The 19,241-nt window shown below is 49.3% G+C and carries 22 protein-coding genes; 16 read left to right on the top strand and 6 right to left on the bottom strand.

Annotated features, from left to right (window positions below; genetic code table 11):
- Window positions 1-55 precede the first annotated feature (55 nt).
- From zntB to dbpA, 3 genes are all read left to right on the top strand, one after another.
- Entirely contained in the window at window positions 56-1,039 is a 984-nt protein-coding gene (gene zntB / locus ACMYSL_RS16230) for a zinc transporter ZntB (RefSeq protein WP_110273443.1), read from the top strand.
- A gap of 277 nt (window positions 1,040-1,316) precedes the next feature.
- The gene (gene ynaL / locus ACMYSL_RS16225) at window positions 1,317-1,502 is read left to right on the top strand and encodes a proline-rich small protein YnaL (protein ID WP_275944523.1); all 186 of its coding nucleotides are present in this window, start codon (window positions 1,317-1,319) and stop codon (window positions 1,500-1,502) included.
- A 19-nt stretch (window positions 1,503-1,521) separates the two neighbouring features.
- Entirely contained in the window at window positions 1,522-2,895 is a 1,374-nt protein-coding gene (dbpA, locus tag ACMYSL_RS16220) for an ATP-dependent RNA helicase DbpA (RefSeq protein ID WP_434659080.1), read from the top strand.
- A 43-nt stretch (window positions 2,896-2,938) separates the two neighbouring features.
- Here dbpA and ttcA read toward each other — a convergent pair whose 3' ends face one another.
- From ttcA to nifJ, 6 genes are all read right to left on the bottom strand, one after another.
- Window positions 2,939-3,874 carry a tRNA 2-thiocytidine(32) synthetase TtcA gene (gene ttcA, locus ACMYSL_RS16215; RefSeq protein WP_434659079.1) on the bottom strand — a complete coding sequence of 312 codons (936 nt, stop codon included), beginning with the start codon at window positions 3,872-3,874 and terminating at the stop codon, window positions 2,939-2,941.
- Between the two features lie 322 nt (window positions 3,875-4,196).
- Window positions 4,197-4,487: a Bor family protein gene (locus tag ACMYSL_RS16210; protein ID WP_304258601.1), complete on the bottom strand. Its 291-nt coding sequence runs from the start codon at window positions 4,485-4,487 to the stop codon at window positions 4,197-4,199.
- A 394-nt stretch (window positions 4,488-4,881) separates the two neighbouring features.
- On the bottom strand, window positions 4,882-5,316 hold the full coding sequence (gene uspF, locus ACMYSL_RS16205; RefSeq protein WP_110273437.1) for a universal stress protein UspF: 435 nt from the start codon (window positions 5,314-5,316) through the stop codon (window positions 4,882-4,884).
- Window positions 5,317-5,398: 82 nt separating this feature from the next.
- Window positions 5,399-5,611, bottom strand: coding sequence for a KTSC domain-containing protein (locus ACMYSL_RS16200; RefSeq protein WP_434659078.1), 213 nt, complete (start codon window positions 5,609-5,611; stop codon window positions 5,399-5,401).
- A 155-nt stretch (window positions 5,612-5,766) separates the two neighbouring features.
- Window positions 5,767-6,873, bottom strand: a complete 1,107-nt coding sequence (gene ompC, locus ACMYSL_RS16195) for a porin OmpC (protein ID WP_434659077.1) — start codon at window positions 6,871-6,873, stop codon at window positions 5,767-5,769.
- Window positions 6,874-7,228: 355 nt separating this feature from the next.
- Window positions 7,229-10,756, bottom strand: a complete 3,528-nt coding sequence (nifJ, locus tag ACMYSL_RS16190) for a pyruvate:ferredoxin (flavodoxin) oxidoreductase (RefSeq protein ID WP_434659076.1) — start codon at window positions 10,754-10,756, stop codon at window positions 7,229-7,231.
- A gap of 454 nt (window positions 10,757-11,210) precedes the next feature.
- On the opposite strand from nifJ, the gene ACMYSL_RS16185 reads away from it, so the two are divergent.
- The 13 genes from ACMYSL_RS16185 to ACMYSL_RS16125 all read left to right on the top strand — a co-directional run bounded on the left by ACMYSL_RS16185 (window position 11,211) and on the right by ACMYSL_RS16125 (window position 19,129).
- Window positions 11,211-11,912, top strand: coding sequence for a S24 family peptidase (locus ACMYSL_RS16185; protein ID WP_434659075.1), 702 nt, complete (start codon window positions 11,211-11,213; stop codon window positions 11,910-11,912).
- A gap of 432 nt (window positions 11,913-12,344) precedes the next feature.
- The gene (locus ACMYSL_RS16180; RefSeq protein WP_142514280.1) at window positions 12,345-12,707 is read left to right on the top strand and encodes an antitermination protein; all 363 of its coding nucleotides are present in this window, start codon (window positions 12,345-12,347) and stop codon (window positions 12,705-12,707) included.
- Between the two features lie 74 nt (window positions 12,708-12,781).
- Window positions 12,782-13,174 (top strand): phage holin family protein, encoded by a 393-nt coding sequence (locus ACMYSL_RS16175; RefSeq protein ID WP_139538035.1) that lies wholly within the window; start codon window positions 12,782-12,784, stop codon window positions 13,172-13,174.
- The gene (locus ACMYSL_RS16170; RefSeq protein WP_434659074.1) at window positions 13,164-13,439 is read left to right on the top strand and encodes a phage holin family protein; all 276 of its coding nucleotides are present in this window, start codon (window positions 13,164-13,166) and stop codon (window positions 13,437-13,439) included. Before ACMYSL_RS16175 ends, ACMYSL_RS16170 begins: the two co-directional genes overlap by 11 nt.
- Before the next feature lie 129 nt (window positions 13,440-13,568).
- Window positions 13,569-14,111, top strand: a complete 543-nt coding sequence (locus tag ACMYSL_RS16165) for a glycoside hydrolase family 108 protein (RefSeq protein WP_434659073.1) — start codon at window positions 13,569-13,571, stop codon at window positions 14,109-14,111.
- 85 nt (window positions 14,112-14,196) lie between these two features.
- Entirely contained in the window at window positions 14,197-14,616 is a 420-nt protein-coding gene (locus tag ACMYSL_RS16160) for a hypothetical protein (protein WP_287859104.1), read from the top strand.
- Window positions 14,617-14,748: 132 nt separating this feature from the next.
- The gene (locus ACMYSL_RS16155) at window positions 14,749-15,411 is read left to right on the top strand and encodes a phage tail protein (RefSeq protein ID WP_110273427.1); all 663 of its coding nucleotides are present in this window, start codon (window positions 14,749-14,751) and stop codon (window positions 15,409-15,411) included.
- Between the two features lie 72 nt (window positions 15,412-15,483).
- Entirely contained in the window at window positions 15,484-15,795 is a 312-nt protein-coding gene (locus ACMYSL_RS16150) for a phage tail assembly chaperone (RefSeq protein ID WP_434659072.1), read from the top strand.
- Window positions 15,792-16,103, top strand: a complete 312-nt coding sequence (locus tag ACMYSL_RS16145) for a DUF1799 domain-containing protein (RefSeq protein WP_328592369.1) — start codon at window positions 15,792-15,794, stop codon at window positions 16,101-16,103. Before ACMYSL_RS16150 ends, ACMYSL_RS16145 begins: the two co-directional genes overlap by 4 nt.
- Window positions 16,104-16,188: 85 nt before the next feature.
- Window positions 16,189-17,298 (top strand): phage tail tape measure protein, encoded by a 1,110-nt coding sequence (locus tag ACMYSL_RS16140; RefSeq protein ID WP_434659071.1) that lies wholly within the window; start codon window positions 16,189-16,191, stop codon window positions 17,296-17,298.
- Window positions 17,299-17,320: 22 nt separating this feature from the next.
- Window positions 17,321-17,668: a phage tail protein gene (locus ACMYSL_RS16135; protein ID WP_434659070.1), complete on the top strand. Its 348-nt coding sequence runs from the start codon at window positions 17,321-17,323 to the stop codon at window positions 17,666-17,668.
- On the top strand, window positions 17,665-18,417 hold the full coding sequence (locus tag ACMYSL_RS16130; protein WP_434659069.1) for a phage minor tail protein L: 753 nt from the start codon (window positions 17,665-17,667) through the stop codon (window positions 18,415-18,417). Before ACMYSL_RS16135 ends, ACMYSL_RS16130 begins: the two co-directional genes overlap by 4 nt.
- Before the next feature lies 1 nt (window position 18,418).
- Window positions 18,419-19,129, top strand: coding sequence for a C40 family peptidase (locus tag ACMYSL_RS16125; RefSeq protein WP_434659068.1), 711 nt, complete (start codon window positions 18,419-18,421; stop codon window positions 19,127-19,129).
- Window positions 19,130-19,241: the final 112 nt, after the last annotated feature.

Here is a 19,241-nt window from a genome sequence, read left to right as displayed (position 1 = left end):
GTAACCGTAGTGTAAGGCTAGACTACGGAAATGTGCATGAGTTTACGGAGGTCCAGTGGACGCCATTAAGGGATCGGAACTGAACGTGCCGGATGCCGTTTTTGCATGGGTATTCGACGGGCAGGGCGGCGTTAAACCGCTGGCCGACAGCGATACCATCGATAAAGAGCATCCTTGCTGGCTGCATCTCAATTATACCCATGTTGATAGCGCGGAATGGCTGGCCTCAACGCCGCTGCTGCCCAATAACGTACGTGATGCGCTATCCGGGGAGAGCACTCGTCCCCGGGTCACGCGGATTGGTGATGGGGCGCTGATCACGCTGCGTTGTATCAACGGCAGTACCGATGAGCGGCCAGACCAGCTGGTGGCAATGCGCCTTTATATGGATGAGCGTTTAATCGTCTCGACCCGGCAGCGTAAAGTCCTGGCGCTGGACGATGTGCTTGGCGATTTACGAGAGGGTAATGGTCCGACAGACGGCGGCAGCTGGCTGGTAGACGTTTGCGATGCTCTGACCGATCATGCGAGCGAGTTTATCGAGCAGCTTCACGACCGCATTATCGATCTGGAAGATGACCTCCTGGATCAGCAGGTGCCGCCGCGCGGTTTTCTGGCGCTGTTGCGTAAACAGCTTATCGTCATGCGCCGCTATATGGCGCCGCAGCGGGATGTCTATGCAAGGCTTGCCAGCGAACGTCTGCCGTGGCTAACCGATGACCAGCGGCGGCGGATGCAGGATATTGCCGAGCGCCTGGGACGCGGGCTTGATGAGATTGATAGCTGCATTGCTCGCACGGCGATTATGAGCGATGAGATAGCGCAGATTATGCAGGAGTCGCTATCGCGCAGAACCTACACGATGTCGCTGATGGCGATGGTCTTTCTACCCAGCACCTTTTTAACCGGGCTGTTTGGCGTCAACCTCGGCGGCATTCCAGGCAACAGCTGGCATATGGGTTTTTCTATTTTTTGCATAATGTTAGTTGTTCTCATTGGCGGTGTTACATGGTGGTTGCATCGTAGTAAATGGCTGTAAAGAATCGCCTTTTTTCATAATGATGATAGTGAAAACCCGGCAATGTTTGAGCGAAATCAATAAACCACCTACCCATTCAGGGCAATATCTCTCTCGCAGGTGAATGCAACGTCAAGCGATGGGCGTTGCGCTCCATATTGTCTTACTTCCTTTTTTGAATTACTGCATAGCACAATTGATTCGTACGACGCCGACTTTAATGAGTCGGCTTTTTTTTGCGCTCTGTTTGTCAGCTTCTACGCTTAATTGGTGTACCCGCCCATAACCGGGAGTCAATATGCGTTATCAGCCACTGAACTCAATACCTATCTCACCTGAACCTAACGACCCGGTTCCGGTGCCCGATCCCAGACCGCGACCGCATCCGTTACCTGATCCTCCGCCTGACGATGAACCGATTAAATTGTCGCATCGCGAGCGGAGATCTGCGAGGATACGCGCCAGCAGATTGTCCGCCCTTTAATGTAATGCGAGAAATAATTGTGACCGCTTTTTCTACTCTGAATGTTTTGCCCGCCGCCCAGCTAGATAACCTGAATGAACTGGGATATCTCTCGATGACTCCGGTTCAGGCGGCGGCTTTGCCCGCGATTTTGGCCGGTAAAGATGTGCGCGTGCAGGCGAAAACCGGCAGCGGTAAAACGGCGGCATTTGGCCTCGGATTACTCCAGCACGTTGATGCGTCGCTGTTCCTGACGCAGTCGTTGGTGTTGTGCCCGACGCGTGAACTGGCGGATCAGGTCGCAGGTGAACTGCGCCGTCTGGCGCGCTTCCTGCCAAACATTAAAATTTTAACCTTGTGCGGCGGGCAGCCTTTTGGCGCGCAGCGTGATTCGCTACAGCATTCGCCGCATATTATCGTTGCCACACCGGGGCGTTTACTCGATCACCTGCAAAAAGGCACCGTGTCGCTGGATGCCCTGCAAACGCTGGTGATGGATGAGGCAGACCGCATGCTGGATATGGGGTTTAGCGACGCCATTGACGAAGTGATCCGCTTTGCTCCGGCTTCGCGCCAGACGTTGCTGTTTTCTGCCACCTGGCCGCAAGCTATCGCGGCGATTAGCGGTCGCGTACAGAACAATCCGCAGACCATTGAAATTGATGCCGTTGATGCCATTCCGGCTATCGAACAACAGTTCTTTGAAACTTCGCAACACGGTAAAATCGCGCTGCTGCAAAAGCTACTGAGTCAGCATCAGCCTGCCTCATGCGTGGTGTTCTGTAATACTAAAAAAGATTGTCAGGCCGTTTGCGATTCCCTGAATGCTGCCGGACAAAGTGCATTGTCGCTGCATGGCGATCTTGAACAGCGCGATCGTGACCAGACGCTGGTGCGTTTTGCCAACGGCAGCTCGCGTGTACTGGTGGCGACAGATGTTGCCGCTCGCGGATTAGATATCAAGTCGCTGGAGCTGGTGGTGAACTACGAACTGGCCTGGGATCCGGAAGTTCACGTGCATCGTATTGGTCGTACTGCCCGTGCCGGTGAAAGTGGTCTGGCAATCAGCCTCTGCGCGCCGGAAGAGGCGCAGCGCGCGAATATTCTCGCAGAAATGCTGCAAATAAAGCTGAACTGGATGAACGGTCCGGTAAATAGCAACATTGTGCCGCTACAGGCGGAAATGGCGACGTTGTGTATTGATGGCGGTAAAAAGGCCAAGATGCGCGCGGGCGATGTGCTGGGAGCGTTAACGGGTGATATCGGTCTTGATGGTGCGGACATCGGTAAAATCAACGTCCATCCGGCGCATGTTTACGTTGCCGTTCGTCAGGGCGTGGCGCATAAGGCGTTTAAGCAACTGCAAAACGGTAAAATCAAAGGTAAAGCCTGCCGGGTTCGTCTGCTGAAATAAGCGTTGAAAACGCGTCTCAGGCAGTGGCCTGAGACGCTCGTCATTATTTAACTTCCACCACGTTCAGACGCAGCTCATCGAGCTGTGCTTCGTCTTCTTCCGGTTGCCAGCCCGCAGGCTGCATCGGGATCTCTTCGCGATCGAATGCCAGATCGCCGCCGTCAACTACCGCCGAACCGTGGTTAATCCCTTTAAAGTCGAAAAGGTTGGTATCGCTGAGGTGAGATGGCACCACGTTTTGCATCGCGCTGAACATCGTTTCGATGCGTCCCGGATAGCGTTTATCCCAGTCGCGTAGCATATCACCAATCACCTGACGCTGAAGGTTAGGCTGTGAACCGCACAGGTTACACGGAATGATCGGGAACTCTTTCGCCTGAGAGAAGCGCTCGATATCTTTTTCGCGGCAGTAGGCCAGCGGGCGGATAACGATATGCTTGCCATCATCGCTCATCAGCTTCGGCGGCATGCTTTTCATCTTCCCACCGTAGAACATATTGAGGAACAGCGTTTGTAAGATGTCGTCGCGGTGGTGGCCCAGGGCGATTTTGGTCGCGCCCAGCTCCGTGGCAGTACGATAGAGGATTCCGCGGCGCAGACGAGAGCACAGCGAGCAGGTGGTTTTGCCTTCCGGGATTTTTTCTTTAACGATGCCGTAGGTGTTCTCTTCAACAATTTTGTATTCAACACCCAACTGCTCAAGATATTCCGGCAGGATATGCGCTGGGAAGCCCGGCTGTTTTTGATCGAGGTTTACCGCGACCAGCGAGAAGGAAATCGGCGCGCTTCTTTGCAGATTACGCAGGATTTCCAGCATAGTGTAGCTGTCTTTGCCACCGGAAAGGCAGACCATAATACGGTCGCCTTCCTCAATCATATTGAAATCGGCGATAGCCTCACCGACGTTGCGACGCAGGCGCTTTTGCAGCTTGTCGATGTTGTATTTTTCTTTCTTGCTAATTTCTTGATTTTGCAGCATTTAATAGTGGCTCAATTCATAGTGTGGCATACGTACCCTGACAGCGGTTGGCTGAGGATAACGATGAATTCGGTCTAACATCTACTCATTTGCATTTAGGTTGTAGAAAGGCGGCAAGCCAGGGCGGCTTGAGGGCGAAATGAACATCGCCAGCGCGTCTACACCTGAATGATGATGAGTAAAAAGTGTGGCGTGTATGGTACGGATTAGCGAGGAATATGTCAGCACATTTAAGGCAATTTAATCCGCCGGGAGTAAATATAGCAGGGCTTTGTGGCGTAGGTAAAACCGGCAGGCATCAGGCGATCCCTGCCGCAGGCGATTATTTAGCGCAATAGACGCGCGCTTCACGCGGGGTATAAATACCCAGAGTCACGAAACCCAGCAGGCCATTAACAAAAGTCTGTTGAACTTCGGTACGGACGACTTTGTCCGCGCCGCCGCACACTTTAGCTGCGTCGATTTGTTTGGCCTGGCCAATTCCGCTAACAAAGAAGTGGTGGGTGGTGACCTGCTGAGGCTGAACGGTAACGCCAGGATTTACCGTAAAGCTCTGCTGGGCGCAGCCAGAAATAGCGGCTGCGGCTAAAACTACCATCATTAACTTTTTCATATCATCCCTATAATTGTTGTATAACAAACCCTCAGTGGGGAGAGGGATTTTATACAGCAAAAAGAGAAAGTAACAACTTACTAAATTTAATAGCAGGTTAAAAATAGTCATAATATCAGCCGATATATACCCTAAATAATTCGAGTTGCTTAAAGGCGGCAAGGGAGTGAGTCCCCGGGAGCATAGATAACTATGTGACCGGGGTGAGCGACAAATCTGCCGGGAGCAGATTTGAACGTCGCTTGCGACGGCCCGTAAGGGCGAGGCCCATGGATGGGCCGAGTAATCCGCAGCCAACACATAAGCAACTTGAAGTATGACGGGTATAACGATAATTCACGGCTTAGGGTGCGGAATAAAGACAAAAAGCCCGCACGATGGCGGGCTAAGAGGGTTAACGCACGACCAGCACCGAACACTCGGCGTGGCGCACGACAGCGGCAGCGTTAGAACCCAGCAGATAGGTAGTAATATCCGGGCGATGCGATGAAATAATCACCAGGTCTGCGGGTAGCGATTTCGCCATCGCGAGGATTTTATCCTTCGGCGAACCTTCCGTAATGTGGAAATGGATGCGGTCTTCCGGGATATTAAACTTACTCACAATTTCCTTCAGCCGCGATTCAGATTCCGCTTTCAGGTCATCCATCGCAGGTAGCTCAGCGGTGTAGGCCATTCCCAGCGAAGCGTAATAGGGCAGGGAGGGAATGACGGTCAGGAAATGCACCTCGGCATCATCGATTCTGGCTTCTGCTTCAACATGCTTGATAACGCGGTCAGTTAATTCTGTATCGGAAATATCGATGGGCACAAGAATCATTCTGTTCATAAAACCTCCTGTTTAAGTAACCACTAAAAGTGTAGGCCATCCAGGCGATTATTGTACATTGACCACACTCACACTTTTACTATCAGGTGCAGCGGCGTTCGGTAAATTTACCTTTGATGACGCCATCGTAAAAACGACCTTTAGAAACAACTTGCAGGAAATTACGGTAAATACGCGGCGGGACACCGATATACTGCAGCGTTTGGTTATCGCGAAAGCGTATTTCAAGAATGCCAGAGGACTCGTCGTAGGCGATGGAGGTGATTCGGGAAGATTTTACGGGCTGATGATTCATAACGGGCGTCCTCTACGGCTACTGCAGTTCTTGATAGCAATATATCATTCATCGAACGACTATTTTAAGGCATTAGATATATTGTTTTGATTTGACTGAGGCTGTTGGAGGGGTAAGAGAAGGAGGGAGCCCGCCGTTACCGGCGGGCCTTAACATTAGAACTGGTAAACCAGGCCCAATGCTACAACGTCATCAGTAGAGATGCCTCTGTTAGAATAGAAGCTGTCGTCTTCGTCCAGCAGGTTGATTTTGTAATCAACGTAGGTAGACATATTACGGTTGAAGTAATAGGTTGCGCCGATATCAGCATATTTCACCAGGTCTTTGTCGCCATCGGTATTGCTCAGGTCTTTACCTTTAGACATCAGGAAAGAAACTGCCGGGCGCAGACCGAAGTCGAACTGATACTGAGCGGTCACTTCAAAGTTCTGCGTTTTGTTCGCGACGCCGTTACCGTTGCCGTACGGAGTCATGTTGCGAGTTTCTGAATACATGGTTGCCAGATAGATGTTGTTGGCATCATATTTCAGGCCAGTCGTCCATGCTTCAGCTTTGTCGCCTCCGGCAGTGGTCTGGGTCATCTGATCGTTGGTACGATCAGAAGAGGTGTAAGCGGCAGCGGCGCTAATACCCATACCGAAATCATAAGAAGTAGACAGACCAAAGCCGTCGCCATTCGCGTTGCGCACGCTGCGGTCGCCGTTGTTGGTGCCTTCGCCGCTACCGGCGTTTTCATTTTTACCCTGATACTGCAGGGCGAAGTTCAGACCGTTAACCAGACCGAAGAAGTCATTGTTACGGTAGGTTGCTACGCCGTTGGCGCGGCCAGCCATGAAGTTGTCAGCCTGAGAGTAGGAGTCGCCACCGAACTCTGGCAGCATATCGGTCCAACCTTCTACGTCGTACAGCACGCCATAGTTACGGCCGTAATCGAATGAACCGTAGTTAGCGAATTTCAGACCAGCAAACGCCAGACGGGTCCAGGACTGGTTGTCAGCCCCTTCGGTGTTGTTCGCCTGGACGTTGTATTCCCACTGGCCGTAACCGGTCAGTTGATCGTTAATCTGGGTTTCGCCTTTGAAGCCAAGACGAACGTAAGACTGATCGCCATTTTTAGAAGAGTCATCAGAGAAATAATGCAGACCGTCTACCTTGCCATAGAGGTCTAGTTTATTTCCGTCTTTATTATAAATCTCAGCGGAATGAGCAGCGCCAGCAGCTAATAATGCCGGGATAACGAGGGCCAGTACTTTTCTTTTCATTTAGACAATCCTTTAGCTGTTTTTGTTTTAGCTTCCTCAAGGGAAGTGAACTCATGCTAAAGGAGCGAATTAATATATGGTAAGTATCAATTGTTACGATATAAGTAAAATCTAAAACAAATAATACGAATGAAATGATGATAATTATAGTGAATACTTTCACTGAAAGTATATAAAATAAAAATTATACACGTCAATATTAATGTCGTATTATCCGCCCGTTATATGCCTTTATTGTCATCCAAAAATTTTTTTGCTGCCGTCCGTTCCTGAGAATGGTTTTTATTGGTCGGTTAAATGACAAGCCCGAATTGATATTCGGGCTTTTTTTATATGCTGAAAAAACGTCCGCGGTTTAACTTTCCGTCGCTGGCTTTTCCGCCTTACCGGCCAGCTGCGCGAGGAAGTCGTAGCGTTTTTGCAGATCTTTTGTTGCATCCTTCCACAACTGCTCCGCCACTTCCGGCTGCTGTGCATTCAGGCGACGGAAGCGCTGCTCGTTAAGCAACGTTTCTGCTAACGCATCTGACGGTGGACGGGAGTCAAGCGCCAGCGGAAGTTTACCCTCATCAGCACGACGCGGATCAAAGCGGTACAGCGGCCAGAATCCGGTTGCGGTCAACTGGCGCATCTGGTCGTGACTCAGGGCCAGATCGTAACCGTGCTCCTCGCAAGGACTGTAGGCGATAATCAGCGACGGTCCCGGATAAGCCTCTGCTTCCTGAATCGCTTTCACCGTCTGGTTAAGCTGAGCACCCAGTGAAATCTGCGCGACGTACACATGGCCGTACATCATCATGCTCACGCCGAGATCTTTACGCGATTTGCGCTTACCGTGCTCACCAAACTTAGTGACCGCGCCCAGTGGGGTAGCCTTCGAGGCCTGGCCGCCGGTATTGGAGTAGCATTGGGTATCGAGCACCAGAATATTGACGTTTTCGGTCAGGCTCAGCACGTGGTCAAGACCGCCAAAGCCGATATCATAGGCCCAGCCGTCGCCGCCGATCAGCCAGATGGATTTCTCTACCAGCGCATCGGCGTCTGTTAACAGTTCCTTCGCACCCTCTTCATTTGCCAGAACCTTACGCAGTTCGGCAACCTGTTCACGGCGCACCTCAGGCGTAGCTTCTGCATGCAGCGCGTCGTTCAGCTCTGCCGGAAGCTTACCGGAAAACTCTGACAGCAGACGCATAACGCGCTGACGATGCTGATCGACGGTAAGGCGGAAGCCTAAGCCAAATTCGGCGTTATCCTCGAACAACGAGTTGGCCCACGCCGGGCCGCGACCGTTGGCATCGGTGGTGTAGGGTGTGGAAGGCAGGTTGCCGCCATAAATAGATGAACAGCCCGTAGCGTTGGCGATTAACATTCTATCGCCGTACAGCTGAGTCAGCAGTTTGATATACGGCGTTTCGCCGCAGCCGGAACAGGCCCCGGAGTATTCGAACAGCGGGCTAATCAGCTGCGACGTTCGGATATCAATACGTTCCAGCTTGCTGCGGTCAATTTCCGGCAGATTGAGGAAGTAGTCATAGTTCACTTTCTCTTCTTCAACATGCTCAAGGCGCGACATCATATTGATGGCCTTGATTTCCGGATTTTGCCGGTCTTTCGCCGGGCACACTTCGACGCACAGATTACAACCGGTGCAATCTTCCGGCGCCACCTGCAATACATATTTCTGCCCGCGCATATCGCGGGACTTCACATCCAGAGAGTGCAGGCTGGCCGGAGCGTTTTCCATCGCTTCCGGGGAGATAACTTTAGCGCGAATAGCCGAGTGCGGGCAGGCGGCGACACAGTGGTTACACTGAGTACAAAGCTCCTCTTTCCAGATCGGGATCTCTTCGGCGATGTTGCGTTTTTCCCAACGTGTAGTGCCCATCGGCCAGGTGCCATCCGGTGGTAGAGCGGAAACCGGCAGCGCATCGCCGAGTCCGGCCAGCATCGCGGCGGTCACCGTTTTGACAAAGTCTGGCGCGGCATCGGACACCACAGGCGGGCGATTCGGGCTGTTGCCATCGACCGGCTGTAACGGCACTTCCGCCAGCGACTCGCGGGCCATCGCCAGCGCCTGCCAGTTGCGTTCGACCAGTTCCTGACCTTTGCTGCTGTAGCTTTTGGCGATAGCGCCCTGCAATTCCGCCAGCGCGCTATCGCCCGGCAGAATTTGTGTCAGATGGAAAAACGCCATCTGCATAACGGTGTTAATACGCGCGCCGAGGCTGCATTCGCGGGCGATTTTTGCCGCATTGACGATATAGAACCGCGCTTTTTTCTGATTCAACGTCGCCTGCACTTCCTGCGGCAGACGAGACCAGGCTTCATCAGCGCTGTAAGGTGTGTTGAGCAGGAAAATGCCGCCAGGCTTCAGACGTTCGACCATCTGATACTTGTCGATAAACTGGAGCTGATGACAGCCGACGAAGTCCGCCTGTGAAATCAGATAAGAAGAACGAATCGGCTTCTCGCTAACGCGCAGGTGTGAAACCGTCAGGCCGCCGGCTTTTTTTGAGTCATAGACGAAATAGCCCTGCGAGAACCACGGCGTTGAGTTGCCGATAATCTTGATATTATTTTTGGTGGCCGAGACGCTGCCGTCGCTGCCGAGTCCGTAGAACAACGCTTCCAGCTTGGCTTCCGACGGCAGGGTATTTTCCACCAGCGGCAGGGAAAGGTTGGTAACGTCGTCATAGATGCCGACGGTAAAGCGCGGTTTCGGTTTGGCGGCGCTCAGTTCGTTGAAGATCGCCAGTACGCACTCCGGGCCGAACTCTTTGGAGGACAGCCCATAACGACCGCCGATGGTGCGCGGCAGAGTTTCGCGCTCGCCGCGATTGAAGGCTTCCGCCAGGGCGGTCATCACGTCGAGATACAGCGGTTCTGCCTGAGCCCCAGGTTCTTTAGTGCGGTCCAGAACTGCGACGGCGCGGGCGCTTTCCGGCAGGGCTTCCAACAGATGAGCGGCGGAGAAGGGGCGGTAAAGACGCACTTTCAGCACGCCGACTTTTTCGCCACGGTTCAGCAGTTCTTCAACCACTTCTTCACAGGTACCAATGGCTGAGCCCATGATCACAATGACGCGTTCTGCCTGCGGATGGCCGTAGAACTCAAACGGCTTGTACTGGCGTCCGGTGGCGGCGGCGAAATCGTTCATGGCGGTTTCGACATGATCGTAGACCGCGTCGTACCACGGGTTAGTTGCTTCGCGGGATTGGAAGTAAGTATCCGGGTTGGCGGAGGTACCGCGGATCACTGGATGTTCCGGATTCAGCGCGCGCTGGCGATGTTCGTCAATTTTATCCTGCGGCAGCAGGCTACGAAGGGTATCGTCGGAAAGCGGGGCGATTTTATTGATTTCGTGCGAGGTGCGAAAACCATCGAAGAAATGAATAAATGGTACCCGGCTTTGCAGTGTGGCGATATGCGAAATCAGGGCAAAATCTTGCGCTTCCTGGACGCTGCTGGCGCAGAGCATCGCGCAGCCGGTCTGGCGCACTGCCATCACATCAGAGTGATCGCCGAAGATAGAGAGCGCGTGGGTTGCCACAGTACGGGCAGCGACGTGCAGAACAAACGGCATCAGTTGGCCTGCCAGTTTGTACAGCGTCGGGATCATCAGCAGTAAACCCTGCGATGAAGTAAAAGAGGTCGAGAGGGCGCCGGTTTGCAGCGCCCCATGTACGGCACCAATTGCCCCGGCTTCCGACTGCATTTCGACGACGCGGGGAACGTCGCCCCAGACGTTTTTCAGCCCGTTACCAGCCCAGGCGTCCGCCTGTTCCGCCATCGTGGAGCTGGGCGTAATCGGGTAGATGGCGATAACTTCACTGGTGCGAAACGCGACTGAGGCGGCTGCACCATTACCGTCGATAGTGATCATATTCAATACTCACATTGCTTAATGTTTGATAAATATAAAATTTATGCTCAAGGACACGCCCTGAGCATTTGCTTATGTTTTTCTTGCAACCCGACATCAGCGCAACCTTACAGGATTCTTATCAATTCATTTTTGACGAGCGCTGTGTTACCCCGTTTGCGACTGCTTGTTTTAGTATAGACGCCAAAGAACCAGGCTTTTTTGATCTCCAGGCGCTACAAAATCCATAAGTTAGATAAATTAGTTCAGCTTGAGCATAGAGACTCGCGTATGGACGACACCCTACACCAAAATTGAGTGCGCCATTTTTCCATAAGTAGCAATGTTGCCGATTTCCGTTCGGCACCAGGAAGATGATGAAGCGTGGACATTGATGATAATTACCTGTAGGTAATTTTATGAGTATTTGCTATATTTTGCCCATCTGATGGTAAATGACGTTAAAATCGCTCCTATGGACAAATACGAAACCCGGCGGCAACGCCTGCTCTATATCCGCGATAATTTATGTGGCGGAAAAGCCGTTGATGTGGCCCGAACCATTGGTCGGGAGCCTTCTTATGTCTCACGGATGCTCTACCCCGAAGGTAAGAAGCAAAAGAAAAGGATAGCTGACGAGATGGTCGAACTTATTGAATCTTCATTCAATCTGCCGCGTGGATGGATGGACGGTATTACCGGGAGTATTGATAGCGTGAGCGAACGAGTGGAAAATTCACCACAGATACAATACGTTATTGAAGTTCTGGATGCACAAGCCAGTGCCGGACCCGGTTGTATTGTCTCAAGTGAAGTTGATGAAACCGTCAGCAGTATCACCTATGACTCCGTCGGCGCGCTCAGGCTTTTTGGTAACCGGCCCGCAGAGCATATCAAAGTGATCACGGTATCCGGCGATAGCATGTCAGGCACGATTGAAACTGGCGATTACATCTTTATTGATGTATCGAAAGATTACTTCGAAGGTGACGGCATCTATGTCTTCTCATTTAAAGGCGCGGTGCTGGTAAAACGTCTCCAGTTCACTGCCGATGGCCTGCTTGTGCATTCAGATAACAGCAAATATGCCGACTGGACGATTGGCGAAAGCCATGAACAATATCTGAAAATTATCGGCCGCGTTATCTATAGCCACAGCGTTAAACGCTTCGTGTAAATGCAGCCATCTGCACGTCAGGCGTGCAGATGCGTCGTGTCAAAGTCTTGTTGAGAATGTTCCACGGGCTCCGCTATCAGGGTTGCTTAGGCCATCGCATAGGCAACACTTGCACTCTTCCATCTCCTTTACGACTTTCCCGTCAAATGAGTTACACATAAAAATCCCTTTTTTTCATGCAATTACAATTTTTAATAGAAAAATATACCCAGGGGTATTTATTTTTAAGTAACCTTAAGGTATCTTTATTTCATCAACACGATTTACCTCAATCATCCTGATGATGAGATACAACGATTCAGTAATGAATCTACGTGGCTGAAAAGCCAGTTTCCTCAAATAATGAACTTTGGGATGGGGTTTTCAATAAGGCTCTCTTAAGCGAATGTCTCCGCTATGACCGTACCACCAAAGATCATTAAGGAGGCCTTTATGTCCCGTCGAACCGCGTTTAAGGGTTCTGCAGCGGGCCGACGCCGTGAACGTCGCTCGCACTTGCAAAATCCTGAAACCCTCACTGCAGACGTTCTGCATCGACCGACGCCTGGTCGCGCTCAGATTCAGGCCAAAGGAGTACATCATACGCCGGACTCTATTGATAACGCTGTGCCTATAAAATTTATTGCTCAGGATGTCATCTGGCAACGTGAAGAATACAAACGCCAAATTGAGCGAGCGGCAATTATTTATCAACAAGAGTTCGGGCATAAATATATAGAATCCGCTGATTATCTTTGCCATCGGGCGATCTATGCACTTGGTTTACAAAAAAGAAAGAAAATAACGGCGAGATAATCGTAGTGTAAGTATGAAAAATTATTCTGCACTTCGGTATTCATCATCACTCACAGTGAAAGAAGGGAGGATAAATGTCTGATCCTGTTTCCGGTACATCGCTAGTTGTTGCTGGTGGATTAATGGGAGCTGGTATGTTTGGGTTGGTAACAGGTATTGATTATGGCGTTGTTTTTGGGGCTTTTGCTGGTGCGGTATTTTATGTGGCAACTGCGGTAAATATTACCCGCTTTAGATTGGCCGCTTATTTCATGACTTCCTTTATTGTTGGTGTCCTGGGAGCCGGGTTAATCGGGACGAAACTGGCATCCTGGACAGGGTATAGTGAAAGGCCATTAGACGCGCTGGGCGCGGTGCTGATATCTGCACTTATTATTAAGATCCTCACGTTTCTGAATAATCAAGAACTAACCGATTTGTACAAAATATTAACCCGGCATAATAATGAGCGTCCGAATGGAAAATGACCTTCCTGCGCTGGTTAATTCAGTTCTCTGCGCTTTTATTACCCTGAATTTGATGTTTTATCGCCGTGCACAGCTCAGGAGATATCGGCCATGGGTATCGTGTACAGCATATTTACTCGTGATTACCTATGCCAGCATACCGTTTCGCTATTTGTTCGGATTATATGAGTCAACCCACTGGTTGGTTGTTGTAGTCAATTTTTTCGTTTTTATGGCCGTATTTCGTGCGAAAGGGAATATTGCACATTTAATCGACATACCCTAAATAATTCGAGTTGCAGGAAGGCGGCGACGCAGGGAATCCCCAGGAGCTTACTCCGGTAAGTGACTGGGGTGAGCGAGGAAAGCCAACGCACATGCAACTTGAAGTATGACGGGTATAAATGAGGCATGTATGAACAAAGATGACATTTTTAAAACCATTTTGGATAAGGAGGGCGGTTATGTAAATCATCCGGATGATAAAGGTGGGGCGACAAACTGGGGAATTACTCAGGTGACCGCCCGGGCCCATGGCTATGATGGCGATATGCGAAAGCTGACGCGTCAGCGAGCGCTGGATATTCTCAATGCTGACTACTGGATTGCGCCCCGGTTTGATCAGGTTGCTGACATATCTGCCACTATCGCTGAAAAGTTGTGTGATGCCGGTGTCAATATGGGACCGTCATTACCGAGCAAGTGGCTTCAACGATGGCTAAATGCTTTTAATCATCGCGGAATGCTCTATCCGGATCTCATATCGGATGGAGTTATTGGCCCCAGAACCTTAAATGCGTTGAGTCTTTACCTTATCCGCAGAGGGAAAGAGGGAGAGAACGTATTACTTCGAGCACTGAATTGTAGCCAGGGACAGTATTATCTGGAGCTGGTTGAAAAGTATGATTCCAATGAATCATTTGTATATGGCTGGTTGAAGGCGAGAATAGCTATGTAATATTTAATGACGAACCTCTGAATGCGATTAACTCAAATGTTTTACTACTATAATTAGTACCGTAACTGTTACCTGGAGAAAATAAATGTATACATCTAATGATTTAACTCTTTCAATGTTTTACTCATCCACTGTTGTTGAGGAAACAGGGAATAAAATTGTAACGCTCACTGTTCAAACTGTTGGGCCATCCGCGGAGATTCTACAAATCAGTAAGCTGCATTGCATTACTGATGAAAACAAAACGAAGCATTATAGTATTGGCGAGCAGTTCATTGCTAATGGCTCCGATCCTCTTCTGACTTCGATCGAAAGCTGGTGCCGTGATAACTCAGCAACTTTAATTCAAGAGTTAATGCTTGAAGTTATGGAGTTTATTTTTAGTAATATTAACCAAAATGCGACGTGGATTGGGCAGTATGGCATGAAGATTTTTGAAAATGAACCAGTAACAAAACGCATCCCTGATAGCGTATTGCATAATGGCAGCTCCGAAAACTCATAATAAATTAACAGGGAAAATAGTTTTGGTTTTAAAACGTGATAATTATGATGCATAACAATAAGTCATAATTAAACAAACTGATTTTTATAAAGTGCATTCTAAAATTTAAATATCAATAATGGAGATATTATTATGGCTTTTGCTCTGCCTAATGGCTCGACCGTTTTTGTTGGCTCCGGCCTGAGTAATCCAGTTTCAGTCAGTACGGTTTCTAATGCCGAAGGGGCTATTTTTACCGTTGCTGAAAATCATAACCTTAAGGTTGATGATGTCGTGCTTATTTCTTCGGGATGGGGACTTATCGATGGTTTAGTTGCCAGAATCACTGCGCAAACAACGAATAGCGTAACCATTTCGGTTGTTAACTCTAGCGACAGGAATTTTTTCCCTGCTCATGCCGGTAGCGGGAAATTACAGAAAATCACTGAGTGGACTGAGATTCCACAGATTACGGAAGTTGCGCAATCAGGTGGTGAACAGCAGTATGCACAGGTACAGTTTCTGGCAGACGATCGCCAGCGTAATATTGGTACTTTTAAGGCGGCTAAAAATCAAACCTTCACGTTAGCCCATGATGCTTCATTAGCAATCTACAACGTGTTGAGCATGGCGGATCGTTATGGCCAAATTTTACCGCTACGCATGTTTGTTCCGAATGCGAAAGAGTACCGCTATTGGTCCGGTGTTCCGTCGTTTGATCCGCAACCGGTGACGGCTGTGAATAGTGTTGAAACCGTACAAGTCGCGTTTTCCATTCACTCGCGGGATATTACCTTCTACAAATCGGAAGATTAATCATTTTCCTTATCTGCAGAACACAAAATAAATTCGATTAGGCTCCTGCGGGAGCCTTTTTTAAGGGTACTTATGAGCGCTATCTTCAAATTACAACCTAAACCTGTTTTTAAAGCGGATGTCATTATTCCCCGTGCTGGTGAAGACGACGGAGTACTGAATTTTACATTTAAGCATCGGCCAATAAAAGAGCTGGCAGAACTTGAAAATATTGACGAGAAAACCGCCAGTGATTTTTTACTGGAGATCGTCGACGACTGGGCATTATCTGAACCCTGTACGCGAGAAAATATGGCAACACTGATAGATAACTATCCGGGGGCGGTTAAAGCAATAATGACCACCTATTATCAGGAGCTGACGGGGAATCGCGAAAAAAACTGATTGCGGTTGCCTCTGCATTCTATACGCCTGAACCATCAGCGGATGAGCTTAGCGCATTCGGTCTGACAGCCGAAGACTATGACGATGTTGTTATCAACGTCTGGCCTGATATCTGGCCTGCATTTGTGGTTTTTCGCGCGGCCAGCACGCAGTGGCGCACCAGCCCGGGAGGGGTCATCGGTCTGGATTATAATGTCCTAGCATGGCTCATGAGGGTTTATGATGTAGCTGACGAGGTAACCGCAATAAACGATCTTCAGATAATGGAACGGGTGGCGTTGAATATCCTGAATAAACTACAGAACTAGTTAGGATTTTCATCGGAAGGATGTTCTATTTATTAATCAAATTAAATCAGGCTATCGCCTGGTTTATTCTTTCAGGAGAAAGTCAATGGCGGGTGATACAACAATAACACTGCGCATGAATAACAGTGAGCTGGAAAAAAGCAACCGACTTCTGGATCAATATCAACAGAAAGTCACTGTTGCCAGCCGTAAAAGTGAAGAGTTTAATAAGACTTTTCGTGCTGCAACAGATATCCAGAAAAAGCATACGGATGGCCTGAAACGGTTAATGCAGACGTTACCCTTTCCTCCAGCCAGAATGGGGCCAATACTTCAGGATATGGTAAAGAAATCTGAGGATGAGACCTACAATATCACGTCAGGACCTAAGAGTTACTGGGATTCATTAACAGGGATGGGCAGTATTCCAAAAGTCGCGGCGGGTAATGCGTTAATACCTTTCCTACCGGGCACAGAGAGAGAAGATAATTCCGGCAATAGTAAGAAAGATGTGGGTAAGAGTGATTGGCTCGGCGGTTTAATGTCAGGAGCCAAAGAGGCATGGGATAAATTCCTTAAGGATGGAGAAAACGTTCATGGCAAGCTTAAGGATTTAGCTAAAGACGCTTTTAGCTCAATGGGAAACTCGCTGGTGGAATATATAACTACAGGAAAGGCGAATTTTAGTGATTTCCTGATGACCTTTCTGAAAGGGACTCTGAAGATGCTTAGCCAATTATTGTTGGTAAAAGCCATGCAGGCTTCCTTTAACGCGATGTCGAATTCCGGCATCGGTTGGGTAGCATCCATCGGTAAAGTTTTCACTGGCCATTCCGGAGGCGGATATACCGGAGACGGTGGTAAATATGAGCCAAGAGGGATTGTTCATGGCGGCGAATTTGTTTTTACCAAAGAGGCGACCTCGGCGATAGGGATTGGCAATCTTTACGCCATGATGCGCGGCGCGCAGGGGTATGCGGGCGGCGGTTATGTGGGAACGGCATCGATGCAAGGACTGGGTTCTTCTGGTGCTGGGCCACTTACTATTCAGACCTCAGTACTTATTCAGAATCAGAGTTCAGAACCGCAATCGACCGACAATAATGGCGCGGTTAATCGCGCCTGGCAGCAGACTATCGACCGTTCAGTTCGTGCTGGCGTGGCGAATGAATTGAGGCCGGGTGGCCTTATTTGGAATGCAAATCACGCGCGTTAATTTTTTGATTCCCGGAGATGATATGGCAATAGAAACTTTTACCTGGCGAACGCAAATACAAGCGGGTTTGCAAGGAGATTTTAATTTTAACGTCCGTGAGGCTAGTTTTGGTGATGGCTACCAGCAGATCGTGGGCGATGGTATTCATTCTGAAAAACAAACTTGGCCGGTGACATTAACTGGCGAAAAGGAAGAGATATTAGCGGTACTCGATTTTATGCGCCGCCATGTAACGAAGTCGTTTATCTGGGATTCACCAACGGGTGAATCTGGACTTTATCGCGTCAGCCCCGACTCATTAAAGCTTTCACCATTATCAAGTCAGGTCATGACGGTAACCGCCACATTTAACCAGGCATATGCACCATGATTACAGCTGATTATCAAAAACTTGAACCAGGGAATGAAATACGCTTGCTGGAGATTGATGGTAGCGTCTTTGGAATGGATGACGTCTTATATTTTCACGGACACAGTATCGCTCATAGTGAGTCCGAAATTCTGGCTGCGGGCGGCGATGAGTCTCGTTTACCTGCCAAACCCATTTGGTGGCAAGGAAATGAATATATGCCATGGCCTTGTATTATTGAAGGTATTGAGTCTACCACCAGCGGTCGGGACGCGCAGCCATCGCTTAAGGTGGCAAATATTGATGCCTCAATTACTGCTCTGTGTCTTTATTACGATGATCTGGTTCAGGCGAAGGTTACGGTACACGATACTTTGGCAAAATATCTTGATGCACGTAATTTTCCTGAGGGGAATGCGGCTGCCGATCCCACGCAGGAAAAAAGAAAGGTCTTTTTTATTGATGCCAAAAGTGAAGAAACGAATGAAGCGATTGAGTTCACTCTTGCCAGCCCAATGGATTTGCAAGGGATCATGATCCCAACTCGCCAGCTACATTCTATCTGTACCTGGTGTATCAGAAACAAATACCGCAGTGGTGATGGCTGTGATTATACCGGTCAGCGATATTTTGATAAAAATAATATATCTGTTACCGACCCGGCGCTGGATGTCTGCAACGGTACTTTATCAGCCTGTAAATTACGCTTTGGTGAAGGCAACGAGCTACCTTTTGGAGGTTTCCCCGGCACGTCTTTAATTCGGAGTTAATATGCGCCAGAAGGTTATCAGGGCTATTAAGGAGCATGCCCGGCAGGAGTATCCTCGTGAGTGCTGCGGTGCGATTGCGCAAAGAGGAAGAGTAGAACGCTATTTTCCTTGCCGTAATATTGCTGACGATCCACAAGAGCATTTTGTCCTTGCGCCGGAGGATTATGCTCAGACAGAGGATTGGGGTACCGTCACGGGGATTGTGCACAGCCACCCTGATGCTACGACCCAGCCAAGCGAATTGGATAAGGCTCAGTGTGACGCGATGTTGTTACCCTGGCATATCTTTAGCTGGCCGGAAGGCGATTTCCGCACGATTTATCCTCGGGGGGAACTGCCGCTACTGGAGCGCCCGTTTGTTCTTGGTCACTATGATTGCTGGGGGCTGGTAATGAGTTATTTTCGCCAGCAGCATGGTGTTGAGTTGACGGATTACCGGGTGGATTATCCGTGGTGGGAAGATGATTACCCTGATAACTTTTACCATGATTGCTGGTATGAATGCGGATTTCGCGAGTTTTCTGGCCCGCTGCAACCCGGTGATATGATTATCATGCAGGTGCAGGCGAATAAGTGGAATCACGCAGGTATTCTGCTGGAGGGTAATATGCTACTACATCATCTGTATGGTCACTTGAGTCAGCGGGTACCTTACGGTGGATACTGGCAGGAAAGAACGGTGAAGGTTTTTCGTTATAACAGATCGAGTTGAATGCTTGAATAGCGATAATGAGTTGTGAATGCCTCTTTTATTTTAAATCATAGCATGCCTGTTTATTTAATTAATATCTGATCTTCGAATTGGTGGGTTAGAGATAATTTTC

This window comes from Klebsiella sp. MISC125 (assembly GCF_051131775.1).
Taxonomy (GTDB): Bacteria; Pseudomonadota; Gammaproteobacteria; order Enterobacterales; family Enterobacteriaceae; genus Klebsiella.
This window is presented reverse-complemented; position numbering and strand designations above follow the sequence as displayed.

Bases quoted from the DNA above. Each gene is read 5' to 3' on its own strand.
- ynaL (WP_275944523.1), top strand. From the start codon at position 1,317: ATGCGTTATCAGCCACTGAACTCAATACCTATCTCACCTGAACCTAAC.
- ttcA (WP_434659079.1), bottom strand. From the start codon at position 3,874: ATGCTGCAAAATCAAGAAATTAGCAAGAAAGAAAAATACAACATCGAC.
- ACMYSL_RS16210 (WP_304258601.1), bottom strand. From the start codon at position 4,487: ATGAAAAAGTTAATGATGGTAGTTTTAGCCGCAGCCGCTATTTCTGGC.
- uspF (WP_110273437.1), bottom strand. From the start codon at position 5,316: ATGAACAGAATGATTCTTGTGCCCATCGATATTTCCGATACAGAATTA.
- ACMYSL_RS16200 (WP_434659078.1), bottom strand. From the start codon at position 5,611: ATGAATCATCAGCCCGTAAAATCTTCCCGAATCACCTCCATCGCCTAC.
- ompC (WP_434659077.1), bottom strand. From the start codon at position 6,873: ATGAAAAGAAAAGTACTGGCCCTCGTTATCCCGGCATTATTAGCTGCT.
- nifJ (WP_434659076.1), bottom strand. From the start codon at position 10,756: ATGATCACTATCGACGGTAATGGTGCAGCCGCCTCAGTCGCGTTTCGC.
- ACMYSL_RS16185 (WP_434659075.1), top strand. From the start codon at position 11,211: ATGGACAAATACGAAACCCGGCGGCAACGCCTGCTCTATATCCGCGAT.
- ACMYSL_RS16180 (WP_142514280.1), top strand. From the start codon at position 12,345: ATGTCCCGTCGAACCGCGTTTAAGGGTTCTGCAGCGGGCCGACGCCGT.
- ACMYSL_RS16175 (WP_139538035.1), top strand. From the start codon at position 12,782: ATGTCTGATCCTGTTTCCGGTACATCGCTAGTTGTTGCTGGTGGATTA.
- ACMYSL_RS16170 (WP_434659074.1), top strand. From the start codon at position 13,164: ATGGAAAATGACCTTCCTGCGCTGGTTAATTCAGTTCTCTGCGCTTTT.
- ACMYSL_RS16165 (WP_434659073.1), top strand. From the start codon at position 13,569: ATGAACAAAGATGACATTTTTAAAACCATTTTGGATAAGGAGGGCGGT.
- ACMYSL_RS16160 (WP_287859104.1), top strand. From the start codon at position 14,197: ATGTATACATCTAATGATTTAACTCTTTCAATGTTTTACTCATCCACT.
- ACMYSL_RS16155 (WP_110273427.1), top strand. From the start codon at position 14,749: ATGGCTTTTGCTCTGCCTAATGGCTCGACCGTTTTTGTTGGCTCCGGC.
- ACMYSL_RS16150 (WP_434659072.1), top strand. From the start codon at position 15,484: ATGAGCGCTATCTTCAAATTACAACCTAAACCTGTTTTTAAAGCGGAT.
- ACMYSL_RS16140 (WP_434659071.1), top strand. From the start codon at position 16,189: ATGGCGGGTGATACAACAATAACACTGCGCATGAATAACAGTGAGCTG.
- ACMYSL_RS16135 (WP_434659070.1), top strand. From the start codon at position 17,321: ATGGCAATAGAAACTTTTACCTGGCGAACGCAAATACAAGCGGGTTTG.
- ACMYSL_RS16130 (WP_434659069.1), top strand. From the start codon at position 17,665: ATGATTACAGCTGATTATCAAAAACTTGAACCAGGGAATGAAATACGC.
- ACMYSL_RS16125 (WP_434659068.1), top strand. From the start codon at position 18,419: ATGCGCCAGAAGGTTATCAGGGCTATTAAGGAGCATGCCCGGCAGGAG.